The 12,985-nt window shown below is 69.0% G+C and carries 4 protein-coding genes; all 4 read left to right on the plus strand.

Annotated features, from left to right (window positions below; translation table 11 throughout):
- The first annotated feature begins 44 nt into the window (after positions 1-44).
- Positions 45-6,293, plus strand: coding sequence for an amino acid adenylation domain-containing protein (locus KF791_09150; protein ID MBX3732749.1), 6,249 nt, complete (start codon positions 45-47; stop codon positions 6,291-6,293).
- An 8-nt stretch (positions 6,294-6,301) separates the two neighbouring features.
- A complete protein-coding gene (locus tag KF791_09155; protein MBX3732750.1) occupies positions 6,302-8,953 on the plus strand; it encodes an AMP-binding protein in 2,652 nt (883 codons plus the stop codon).
- Between the two features lie 241 nt (positions 8,954-9,194).
- Positions 9,195-11,198: a DEAD/DEAH box helicase gene (locus KF791_09160; protein ID MBX3732751.1), complete on the plus strand. Its 2,004-nt coding sequence runs from the start codon at positions 9,195-9,197 to the stop codon at positions 11,196-11,198.
- 706 nt (positions 11,199-11,904) lie between these two features.
- Positions 11,905-12,951, plus strand: coding sequence for a polysaccharide deacetylase family protein (locus KF791_09165; protein ID MBX3732752.1), 1,047 nt, complete (start codon positions 11,905-11,907; stop codon positions 12,949-12,951).
- The last annotated feature ends 34 nt before the right edge of the window (positions 12,952-12,985 follow it).

The following is a 12,985-nucleotide window of genomic DNA, read 5'->3' on the forward strand; positions in this document are numbered from 1 at the left end:
TGAACGCTGCACGGCATGGGTTCGAGCGGTCGGATTCGAGCGACATGACGCTGAGGAATTTGATCGCCAGCCATCGGACGCCAGGCACCGCCCCGGCGGTGCGAGGTCCGGCAGGGGCGTTGCTGGATCACGCCACGCTGTCCGGCCGAATCCGCGATTGGGCGCAGGCATTGAACGAAAAGGGAATCGGACGGAACGACCGGCTGGCGCTGGTGCTGCCCGATGGGCCGGGAACCGCTGTGCTGTCCCTTGCCGTATCCTCGGTGGCCACGGCGGCACCTCTGAACCCGGAGCTCTCCCGATCAGAGTTCGAGGCGCACCTGGACGGAATCCGGCCCTGCGCGGTGCTCCTTCCCGAGGCGGGGCATGCGGCCGCGGGCGGTGCGGCACAACGGCTGGGAATTCCGGTCTGGACGCTTGGCGATGCCGCCGGTTCGGTGGGCGTCCGGGGGGAGCCGCTGCGGCGGGAGATTCGGGCCGGTTGGGCCGGGCCGGACGATGTGGCGCTCCTGCTTCCGACTTCCGGCACCTCGGCGCGCCCGAAGCGGGTGCCGCTGACCCATCGGAACCTCTGCCGGGCCGCTTCGTGCATTCGTGAGGTGCTCGAACTGTCGTCCGAGGACTGCTGCCTCAACATCATGCCGTTGTTTCACATTCACGGCCTGAGCCTTCTGTACGCCTCCCTCGCCGCCGGTGGCTCGGTGGCGTGTGTGCGACGTTTCGATCCGGGACGGTTTGCGGAGTGGTTGCAGGAGTTCCGGCCGACCTGGTTTTCGGCGGCTCCCGCCATGCACCGGATGCTGTTGGACGCCTTGCGGGGCGGCCCCGGGGTTCCGGCTGAGGGCAGGCTGCGGTTCATTCGCTCGGCCTCGGCGCCCATGCCGGCGGCGTGGATCCGCGAGATGGAGGCGTGTTTTGGGGTGCCGTTCATCGAGGCCTATGGGATGACGGAAACCGGGCCACAAATTGCCAGCAACCGTCTGCCGCCCCATCCGCGCAAGCTGGGATCGGTGGGGCGCGCTGCGGGCCCCGAGGTGGCCGTCGCCGATCCGGTGGGGCGCCATCTGGGGCCGGGACAGCCGGGCGAGGTGGTGGTCCGCGGCCCCAATGTCGTCTGCGGGTACGACCAGGATCCCGTCGCCGATGCCCACGCGTTTCAGGACGGGTGGCTTCGCACCGGAGACCTTGGATACCTGGATGCCGATGGCGACCTGTTCATCACCGGACGCGTGTCCGACGTCATCAATCGGGGCGGGGAAAAGGTATCGCCGCATCACGTGGAGTCGGTGCTCCGGGAACACCCGGACGTTGCGCAGGCCGTGGTGTTTGCGACGGACCATCCGGTGCTCGGGCAGCTGCCCGCAGCGTTGGTCGTGCCCCGGCACCGGGATCGCGACGGGGCGGGGAACCCGCTGGGGGAGACGTTGCCATCCTGGCTGGCGAGCCGCCTTGCGCCGTTCGAGATGCCGCAGCCGATCCGGATCGTGGACGAAATCCCCGTGGGCCCTGGCGGAAAAATCCGGCGCCGCGAGCTGGCTGCGCTGCTGGCACAGGATGCCCCCAAGTCCGATCCGGAGCCCGCACCCTCAACCGGGAACGACGCCACTCCGGTTCACCGGCGGCTGGCCGGCCTGTGGGAGGAGGTGCTCGGGGTCCGGCCGGACGGGCCCGAAGCAAACTTCTTTTCCTTGGGGGGGCATTCCCTGGCGGCGACCCGGCTGGCGGCAAGGGTCCGGGAGGTGTTCGGACTGGACTTGTCCGAGGCCGTGGTCTTTCAGAAGCCGACGATTGCCGCCCTGGTGGGCGAGATCGGCCAGCAACTGGCCTGCCGGCTGGTGGAGGGGGGCTGGCATCTGGTACGTGGCGAGACGGGGACGGCCGTGGGTGGCCGGGATCGCGCGGTGCTGCGCCGGCGCCCGCGCGCCGCACCGCTCCCGCTGTCGTATGCGCAGCAGCGCCTCTGGTTTCTCGATCGCGTGGATTCCGGGCCCGCCTATCACATGGCGATCGCGCTGCGCCTGACCGGGCTCCTCGATCGTGCCGTCCTTGCGGCAGCGCTGGGCAGAATTCGCGACCGCCATGAGGTCCTGCGCACGACCTTCCCCGTGGTCGGAGGCGAGCCGGTCCAAAACGTGGGGGCCCCGGGGCTGGTGCCGGTCCCACTGCGTGAGTTGAACGTTCCTCAGCCCGCGGAGCCGGCGGCGGTTGAACAGGCCCTCCTGGAGGAGTTCGAGCGGCCCTTTGACCTTGCGGCGGGACCCCTGCTGCGGGCGGCCGTTGTGTCCACGGCACCGCGGGATCACCGGCTGCTCGTGACGGTGCATCACATTGTCTTCGACGGCTGGTCCACGGCGATCTTTCTCCAGGAACTTTCGAGAACCTGTCGCGTGCTCGCCAGCGGGTGGACCGCCCTCCAGGACCTGTTCCCGCTTCCGTTGCAGTACGCGGACTACTCGGCCTGGCAGCGTGAGTGGTGCTGTGGTCCGGAATTTGAAGCGCAGCTGGACTACTGGCGGCGGCAGCTTCGTGAGGCTCCGGTTCTCTGCACCTTCCCGCCGGATCGGCCGCGTCCGGCGGTCCAGACCCACCGTGGCGCCTGCCTGTACCGGCGGATCCCTCCGGCGCAGGTTGCCGCACTGCGGGCCCTCGGACATCGCCACCAGGCGACCCTCTACATGACGTTGCTGGCGACGTTCCAGGCCCTGCTTTCGCGCTATTCGGGCCAGCGGGACTGTGTCGTGGGCACTGCAGTCGCCAACCGGACCCACCCCGAACTGGAAAACCTGATTGGCTTTTTTGCCAACACGCTCGTCCTGAGGACAGACCTTTCCGGTGACCCGGATTTCCCGGAGTTGCTGGGCAGGGTCCGCTCCCTGTTTCTCGAGGCCCTGGCACATCAGGACGTTCCGTTTGAGCGGTTGGTGAACGCGCTCCATGTGGACCGTGATCTGAGCCGCATGCCGTTCTTCCAGGTCATGCTGGTGTTCCAGAACCTCCCCGGCACCGGGGGGGAACAGGCCATCGAACTGGGGCCTGATTTGCTGGCGCAGCCCACGACGCTGGAGCGCCACGGCGCCAAGTTTGACCTGACCCTTTATCTGCAGGAGGACGTTTCCGGACTGGACGCGAACTGGCTGTACAATGCCGACCTTTACGATCCGGAGACCGTGGGGCGCATCGCGGCTCATTTTGAGGCGATGCTGGAGCGGTTGGCGCAGGGAACGGTGACTTCCGTGTCCCATTGGACCCGGATCCCGGAGTCCGAAGCCCGCCGGCTGGACCTTCTCGGACGCGGCCCGAAGCAGGCGGAGGGGTCGCTGGTGTGCCATCATCACCAGTTCGAGGCGCTCGCCCGGGCGACGCCGGATGCCGAAGCGGTGGACGACGGCGTCCTGCGGCTCACCTATGGCGGGTTGAATGCGCGAGCCAATCGCCTGGCGCGGCGACTGCGGGAGGAGGGCGTCGGCATTGGTGTTCGCGTCGGAGTGCTGATGGCACGTTCCACCGACACCATCGTGAGCCTTCTGGCCATCTCGAAGGCTGGCGGGGTGTTTGTGGGACTTGATGCCTCGCATCCCGGGGAGCGGATCCGCTGGATTCTCGAAGATTCCGGGGTGTCCGTGGTGGTGACGGCGTCGCCGGGCCCGCTTCCGGAGGATGGCCGTCCCGGCGTGCGGACGATTGCGGCGGCTGAGGATGATGGCGCTTCCGGTTCGGATCCGGGCGACCTGGGGCCGATCGCGAGCCCGGAGGATCTGGCCTACATCATTTACACATCGGGAACGATGGGGCGGCCGCGAGGTGTGACTCTTTCGCACGGCAACCTTGCCCACTACGTGGGGGCGTTGGGCGGCGTGCTGGGTGTCGGTCCGGGCGATCGGTATTTGCACACCGCCTCGTTCGGCTTTTCGTCGTCGGTCCGGCAGTTTGCATTGCCCCTGTGTTTGGGAGCGACGGTTGTGGTGGCGTCACCGGCGGCGCAGAAGGATCCGTCGGCGTTGTGGGAGACCGTCGGGCGCGAGCGAATCACGGTGCTCGATCTCGTTCCATCCCATTGGCGCCTGCTGTTGGAGGGGCCGGAAGCACCGTCAGGCGGCGGTGGGTCGCTGCGGTTGGTCGTGTCCGCCAGCGAACCGCTGCCCATGGACATCCCGCGCCGATGGCGCCGGCACTGGCCGTGCGGGGTCCGCTTTTTCAACCTGTACGGCCAGTCGGAAACCACTGGAATCGTGCTCGCCCACCGGCTTGACGACGGCGCGGGTGACCGCGGGCCGGTGACGCCGCTTGGACGTCCGATTCCCGGGATCCGCATCCGGGTGGTGGACTGCGATGGCGAACCGGCTCCTGCCGGGGTGGAAGGCGAAATCCAGGTGGCCGGTGGCGGGGTTGGCCCGGGCTATCTCAACGACCCGCCATTGACCGCCTCGCGTTTTATTGTGGATCCGAAGGATCCGGAAGGAACCCGGTGGTACCGCACCGGGGATCTCGGCCGGTTGCGTGCCGACGGCTGCCTGGAGTTTCTTGGGCGACGCGACCTGCAGGTCAAGGTGCGCGGGGTGCGGGTCGAGCCCGGGGAGATCGAGGGCGTATTGATGGAGCATCCCGACGTCCGGCGCTGCGCCGTGGTTGCGGAGACCCCGGCTCCCGCCGGAGCCTCGCGCCTGGTGGCCTTTGTCGAGCGGACGGATCCGGCGCCGGCGGATGATGCCTGGTGTCTCGCCCTGAGGGGCTGGCTTCGAAGCCGGCTCCCCCCGGCGCTGGTGCCGTCAGTGGTGCGGGTGCTGGAGCGCCTGCCCATGAATCCGAACGGCAAGCTGGACCGGCCGGCCCTGGTGAAGGCGGCGGCAGCGGCGGACGGTGAATCCCGGGTGTTGTCACGGGAATTCCTGCCGCCCCGGACCCCCGTCGAGCAGTGTCTGGCCGACATCTGGCGCAACGTCCTCCGGGTGGATCGCGTCAGCAGGGAGGACAACTTCTTTGACCTGGGTGGCGATTCGCTGCTCAGCGTGCAGGTGGTGTTGCAGGCCCGGCAGGCCGGGCTCGATCACGACCTCCGGCTGCATTTCCGTCATCAGACGATCGCCTCCCTGGGCGACGCCGGACTGGGCTTTTGCGAACGGGCGGGCCGTGGCGGTGTTGTGGAGGCCCCGGCGCCCGACGCGGAGCGGGGTCCCGGGGCCGGCGGGGTCCGGATCGGGCCGCCTCCCGTGGCCGGGAGCGCTGCGTCCCCGGGGATTCGGATCCCCGTGGAACGTCTGCGGGCGTTTGGCCGCGAGGCGTTGGAACGCGCCGGGCTCGCGGCGGAGGGGGCGCGCGTGGTCACCGAGGTGCAACTCGAGGCCACCCTCCGCGGGCAGCCGACGCATCACATGGACAGCATTCCGCGCTATGCCCGGCGGCTCTCCGGCGGGCGGCTGAACGGGCAGCCGACGTTTCGCGTGGAGCGCGAGGACGCGGTGAGCGCGGTGCTGGATGCCGACAATGCGCCAGGCCAGTGGGCCGCGAGCGTGGCAATGGACCTGGCGATCCGGAAGGCGAAGGCGGGCGGCCTCGGCATGGTGACCGTGCGACGATCCAATCATCTGGGGGCCGCCGGCCATTACGCCTGGGAGGCGGCGCGCGAGGGATTGATCGGGTTTTGCTCGACCAATGGTCCGACGATCCTGGCCCCTACCGGCGGGGTCACCCCCACCTTTGGCAATAATCCGCTCGGCGTCGGGATCCCGGCAGGCAGGCACCGTCCGATCCTGCTGGATATCGCGATGAGCGTGGCGCCCCGCGGCCGGATCGCCCGACAGGTGGCCCAGGGGCTGCCGCTGCCTGCGGGTTGGATCCTCGACCGGTTGGGGCGCCCGTCCACGGAACTCGCCGACCTTGCCGCCGGGTTGGGGGTGCCGATCGGCGGCCACAAGGGATACGGACTGGCCCTGGTTCTCGAGGTGATGTCCGGAGTGTTGAGCGGGGCCGGCTTCACCCTCGACCACGACCGCGAACGCCTGCGCGCCGACCCGGCGCCTGCGGACATTGGACACTGGTTCCTTGTCGTGGATCCCGGGCGATTCCTCCCGCGCCAGGAATTCGCCGCCCGCGTGGACCGGTTGATCGCGCAAACGAAATCAGGGGCCTGTGCGGAAGGCACGGACGAGATCCTGGTTCCCGGTGAGCGGGAACTGCGGACCCGGGAAATCAGCCTGAGGGAGGGGGCGTTCCTCGACCTCGCGACCCACCGAACTCTCATCGAGTACGGGAAGGTTGCCGGGCTGCAGACCCGTCTGGATCCCATCGAGGGCTAAGGATCGCCATGACGGTTCCTCCGTCTGACATCGTCTCCAGCTCCGGGGTGCCGCCCTTTGATCCGGATGCGTTGGAACGTTCGATCTCCAGCCGGCTGGAGCGGGTTGCGGCCGCCGTGCCGGAACGACCCGCCGTGGTGACCCTGGATCGCCTGTGGACCTATCGGGAGTTGCTGGGGGAGGTCCGCCGGCGTGCCGCGCTGGCGGACGAGGTCCCGGCGTCGTCCACCGGATGCGGCGCCTATCTGGTGGATCATTCCCCTGAAATGGTGTTCTGCGCACTGGGGATCGTCGCCTCCGGCCGGGCCGGCCTGGGCATCCATCCCGGGCAACCGGCGTCGGCGCAGCGGTCCATTCTTGAAGACGCCGCCCCGGAGCTCCTGTTGACGACCGCCGGTCTCGAGGCGCGTGCCCGGGAAATCACGGCGGGCACATCCTGCCGCGTGGTCCGTTGCGACGAGTCGCCTGCCGTCCGGTCCGGTGCGTCCGCATTTTCCGCCCGGTCCGGAGGGGACCCGGCGGCGCTCTTCTACACTTCGGGTTCGACCGGCCGGCCCAAGGGCCTGGTGAAATCGCATCGGGCGGTGCTGCACCGGGCCTGGCTGGCGGGGAAGGTGGACGGCGTCGGGCCCGCGGACCGCGTATCCCTCATGACGTATGGAAGCTTTGCCTCGTCGGAGGGCGACTTGTATGGCGCGCTGCTCCACGGTGCCGCCCTCTGCCCGTTCGATCCGGCCGCCGGGGGTCTGTCCCGACTGGAGGAATGGATCGGGTCGCTGGGGATCACGGTATTGCATCCGCCCGTGCTGCTCTTCCGGCGACTGCTCCAGGGACTTGACCCGGAGCGGACCTTCCCGTCGGTGCGTCTGGTTGCGCTGGCAGGGGATGTGGTGCGTCCGCAGGACCTCACGCTCTGGCGGCGCCATTTCCGGGCCGATTGCCGCCTGATGCACCGCCTCTCCACGACCGAGACCGGGATGCTGGCCGTGGAGCCGATCGGACCGGACGACCCGATTCCGACGGAGGTGATTCCCGCGGGTCGCCCGGTTCCCGGGAAGGTGGTGGAGATTGTGGACCCCTCCGGGAATCCGGTGCCGCCCGGCGTGGAGGGTGGCCTTCGGGTGCGGAGCCGCTACCTGGCGGACGGCTACTGGCGGCGTCCGGACGGGGTCTTTCCGGAGGTTTCGGTGCCGGGAGAGCCGCCGGGGATCCGGGAATATCGAACCGGGGATCGTGCCCGGTGGTTGCCGGACGGTCGGCTGGTTTTTCTGGGGCGACGGGATCACCAGGTCAAGTTGCGCGGGTACCGGGTCGAATTGGGCGAGATTGAGGCGGAGATTGCGGCGCTTCCGGACGTTCGTGAATCGGCAGTCGTGGTGGATCCCCGGGACGACGCCGGCCGGTTGGTGGCCTTCGTGGTCACGGGATCGCCCGGGGGATTTCGTGAGCCGGCGATTCGAGACCGGCTGAAGGAGCGCCTCGCCGAATGGAAGATCCCGGCGGAGTTTGTTCGCCTCCCTTCGCTGCCGGTCACGCCCACCGGGAAGGTGGATCGCCGGGCGCTGGCGTCCTCGTTGCCACCCGCGGGCCCGGTGGCGGTGGCGTCCGGGGTTGACTCGCGCGAGCAGGAGATGGCCGCGCTTTGGGCGCGTGCCCTCGGGCGGGCCCGTGTGGGAATGCACGACGATTTCAGGGACCTAGGCGGCCACTCCCTCCAGGCCATGCAACTGGTACGGGGGCTGGAGCGGTTGCTCGGGCGACCGGTGTCCCTTGCCGCGTTGCTGGCAAATCCCACCGTCAGCCGGTTCGCCGCGTCCCTCGACGGCGACGCCGGCGCTGCGCGGCCCGGGCTGCCTGGTTTTCGCGGCGCGCCGGCGGGCGTCCCGTGGATCCACGTGCCCGGAGTCCATGGCATCGAGTTCCTTGCGCCGTCGCTGGCGGCGGTCATCGGACGGCATCGTCCGTACTTCGACGGCCTTCAGTTCCCCGGCCTCGACGACGCGGGCCCCAGGCTCACCCGGGTGGAGGCCATGGCCGCCTCCGTGGTTTCGCAGTTGGGTGGCCTGTACCCGGAAGGCCCCATTGTTTTCAGCGGTTATTCGTTCGGCGGACTCGTGGCCTACGAGGCGGCGCGGCAGTGGACCGCTCTGGGCCGCGAGGTGGAGCGGGTGGTGTTGCTGGACACCACGGTTCACGGGGGCCGGCGGCTTCGGTCACCCGGGGAGCACCTGAGCGTCCTGGTCTCCCGGTTTCGGGGGCTGCCCTGGCGCGCTCGGATCCGGTACCTGGCGTCATTGGGGACCCGGAAGCTCAAGGACTGGGGACGCAAGGCGGCGCGCCGCGTGCCGTTCCGGACCTCCGACCGGCGGGATCTTCTGTGGGCCGCGGCCCGCGAAGCCAAGGCCGCATACCGGCCCGGAGCCTTTGCCGGGCCGGTGGACCTGTTGCGGGCGATGCGTCCGACCACCGCAGACACCGGGCGGTGGGAATACGCGTCCGACAACGGATGGGGCCCGGTATGGCATGAGCGGTTTCGGATCCACCGTGTGGACTGCGATCATGAACAACTGTTTTTGGAACCGGTGGCTCCCGTTGTGCTGGCTCTGGTGGAAGGGTTTGCCGCGCCGCGCCGCCGGGCGGTGGGGACTTGGACCGGCTGAATGACCGTTGAAAGTTCTCGGCATCCCTCCCCCTTCTTTGTACCGTCCTCGGAATCCGTGGCCGGCCGCTTCTGCGGGGCAGGGTGGGGCTTGCGGAGTTGGCAGAGGGTCCGGCCCGGGTGCGTGTCACCGGCGGGCGGACGGTTACCGAGAACAAAAACAACGAGAAGGCACCGGTGCGATGTCGCGCGTGGCGCGATGGTGAACGCGGCAGCGAACGGATCCACCGGCAACACTGCGAATGAGTCCACAATTGTTTTCAGATCTGAAGGTCTCCAAGGAGACGAACAAGGCCCTCGATCGGCTCGGCCTGGAGGAGGCCACTCCGGTCCAGGCGGCCCTGCTGGCGGCGGTGCAACGGAAACGTGCGGCGGTGGTCGCCGCGCCCGCAGTCTCCGGTCGCCGGATGGCACTCGCCCTGGCCGCAGTGGAACAGGTGGAATCGGGGGGCCGGGAGGCCGGGGTGCTGATCCTCACCGTCACCCGGGACCGGGCACTGCAGCTGGCCGCCACCGTGCGTTCCCTGATTTCGGGCCGCAAGAGCCCTGCGTGCGGGGTTCTTGTGGCCGGGCAGAGTGCCGCGCGGCAATCGGCGATTTTGGAGTCGGGTCCGCTCATCCTGATCGGCACCCCCGGGAGGATTCGCGCGGCCCAGCAGGAGGGCGGTGCCCCCGCGACGGCTGCGGCGTCGGCGGTGCTGCTTGATGGTGCGGACGACCTGCTGGATACCGGCTTCGAGCCGGAGGTGCGCGCCGTTCTTGCCGCGGGCGACCGCGAACGGCCCATCCTCGCGGTCACGACCTTCATTTCGCGGGAGGTCGAGGCTTTGGCCGGGGAGTTTTGTCCGGATGCCGACCGCGTGGTGATTGGGCCGCCCGCCGAGCCGCTGCTGCCCCTCACCTGGTATGACGTGGATGCGTCCCTCCGGTTGACCGCCCTGTCGCTGCTGGCCGATCGTCACCAAGTCCAGCGCGGCCTGGTGTTCACCGCGACGGCGCCGATTGCCGAGGAACTCGCCGGGCGGCTCCTGGTCGCCGGGTATGCTGCGGAAGCGATCGTACCCGGACTGACCGCCGCCGCGCGGGAGCGGGCGCTCAAGAAGTTTCGCGCGGGGGATGTGCTCTTCCTGGTGGGAACCGAATCCGGATTTCGCGGCGTCGAGACCGAGGGGGCCGACGTGCTGGTGCACCACGGCTGGCCAGCCGACGACGGAGTGCTGCCGGAACGCCACACCCGGCTCCGGGCGGGCGGTCAGGCCTTTGCACTGGTCAGTGGACGGGAACTCATTCGCGCTCGGGCCTACAGCCGCCGTGGGTCTCCCGCCCGGATGGGGCGTCTGCCCGTGCTCGCCGAAATCCCGGAACTGCGGCTCCAGACGAGCCTGTCGCGGATTCGCGAGGCGCTCGAGGTGCGCAATCCGGCGGCCTGCCGGACGATTGTGGACCTCTTGATCGCCGATGGATTCGATCCGGCGGTGGTTGCCGGAGCCGCCATCCGCCTGCTGGGACCGCCTGCGCTGCCGCCGCAGGCCGTGCCCGCACCCCTGCCTGTACCCGCACCCGCACCCGCGACGGCCACGGCAGAGCCGGTCGCCCGGGGGGAGGTATCCGCAGATGTGTCGGCGGACCCCGCCGCCTACGAGGGAGTGCCGATGGACGAGGGGACGGATTGGTCTCCGGGGATTTCGGACGCTCCTCCCGGAGATGGCGCCGGCAATGGCGCTGGTGATGGTGCCGGCGATGGTTCGGGAGAGGTCTCTCCGGATGAGGGATACGAATATTCGGGGGGAGCCTATTCGGCGGATCAGGGGTACGTCATCACGGATAATGTCTCCGAGGACGGCGTTGTGTACCCGCCCGGTGCCAATTTTGGAGATGAGGGCGGCTCGGATTACGGCTTCAGTGGTGGTGGTGGGGGCGGGGAACGACGACGTGGACCGCGTCGCGAGCGTGAACGCGGGGGGCGCGCACGGGGACGTGGTGGTGAGGGCGGCGGGGCCATGAGTCCGGGGATGAAGCGGCTCTGGCTCAATGTGGGGCGCATGGACCGCATCCAGCCCAAGGACATTGTGGGATGCATCCTCGGGGAAAGCGGCGTTCCCCCGGTGTCCGTGGGACGCGTCCAGTTGTTCGAACGGCACTCGCTTGTGGATGTGTCGCTGTCGTTCGAATCCCAGATTCTGGAGGCGTTGAACCGCGCCGTGGTTCGGGGTCGGAAGCTCAAGGCCAAGATCGCCGCCTATTGAAGGGGGTGATTCGGCGCCTCGCGTCCGGCGGGCTTTGGATCGGGAACTCCACCACCTTATGACCCGCCTGGCGCTTGTCCTCCTGGCCGCGGTGGCCTTGGGGCCCGCGTCGCGCGCGGAGCCGCGTCCCCCAGTGGGGGAGCGGGAGCTCCGGTTCTGGATGGAGACGATGGTCGTGGACCATGGGTACTCCGCGGCGGAGATCCAGGCAGCCACCGGCCTCCCGGTGGGGGAGGTCCCGGAACTGCTCGCCCGCCTGGGACTCGCGGATCGTGGTGTGACCCCGGGGGTCCCGGGAGGCGGGGAGATCCGGGTGCGGCCGTATCCGGGCGGACGCCACCCACGGCTGGGTTTTTTTGACGGCGCGGTGGAGCCGCAGCGGGAGACCAAACTCAGCGTATTCGCGCCGTGGGCGGGCGGGGGCTATGTGGTCGTGGATGTCCCGGAAGCGATCTGGAGCCATCGCGGCCTTGAGTACCTTGCCCACACCCACATTCCGACCCTCTGGGAACGGCGCGGGATTCCTCTCGAGCCGCGGGAATGGAGCCGCAGGGCGGATGGCTCTTGGTCCACCGTGCGCACCCTTCCGGACGGTGTGGCGTTTGGCGTGCGCGCCCGGCCTGTGGCCGATGGTGTCCGGTTCCGATGGTGGGTGCGCAATGGTTCGGACCAGGTCCTCCGCGAGGTGCGGGCGCAGGTGTGCGTGATGCTGGGCAGGGCCACGGGATTCGAGGCGCAACGTTCGGATGGCAAATTCCTCGAGGCCCCGTTTGCCTCTGCAAGCGACGGATCGGGACGACGCTGGATCCTGACCGCCTGGGAGGGTTTGCATCGTGTCTGGGAGAATCCACCGGTGCCGTGCATCCACGCCGATCCCCGCCTCGACGACCTGCCTCCGGGCGTCGAACGGTCCGCCTGGGGTGGCCTTTGGTTTTACGAGGGCGATGACCCTTCCGGCGCCCGGGCGGCGCGGTTGGCCTCCCTGCGGGAGTTCGTGGCGGAGGACTCCTCCCGGTCCCGGCCGCTGGACGCCGTTCCCGACAAGCTCGTGGTGCTCACCTTTGACGACTCCGTGGCGTCCCACGCCACGGAGGTTGCACCCCGGCTCCGACGCCACGGGTTTGGGGCCACGTTCTTCATCACGGAGGGGTTCTCATTCCGGACAAACAAGACGGACTACATGACGTGGGAGCAGATTGCCGCGTTGCATCGGGACGGCTTTGAGATTGGCAACCACACGGCGACGCATCTTCCGGTGACGGCGGACACTCTCGGGCGGTTGCGCCAGGAAGTGGAGTCCATTGCCGCGCGGTGCGAGGCCCACGGCATCCCGAGACCGGTCAGTTTTGCCTACCCGGGAAACGCCATCCATCCGGGAGCCCTGCCGCTGCTGCGAGACCTGGGTATCCAGTTTGCCCGGCGTGGCGGGCAGCCGGAGCGGGAGTATCGGGAGGGACTTGGGGTGCTCTATGATCCGGCGGAAGACCACCCCTTGCTGATTCCCACGGCGGGTGACGCCCGACCCGACTGGGCGTTGAAGGATCTGGAACGAGCTGTTTCCGGGGCGGAGCGGGGGCGGATTGCCGTGCTTCAGTTTCACGGGGTGCCGGATCGGGAGCACCCGTGGGTCCACACTCCGGTGGAGCGGTTTGAGGAATATCTGGAATGGCTTGCTGCCAACGGCTATCGCTGCATCGCCCTGCGAGATTTGGGGCGCTTTGTGGATCCGTTGGATGCCCCTGCGGATCCCTAGGGGGTGATCGAGCGCCGCCGGGCGGCTGCGGCCG

It is taken from the genome of Verrucomicrobiia bacterium, assembly GCA_019634635.1.
In the GTDB taxonomy this organism is placed as follows: Bacteria; Verrucomicrobiota; Verrucomicrobiia; order Limisphaerales; family UBA9464; genus UBA9464.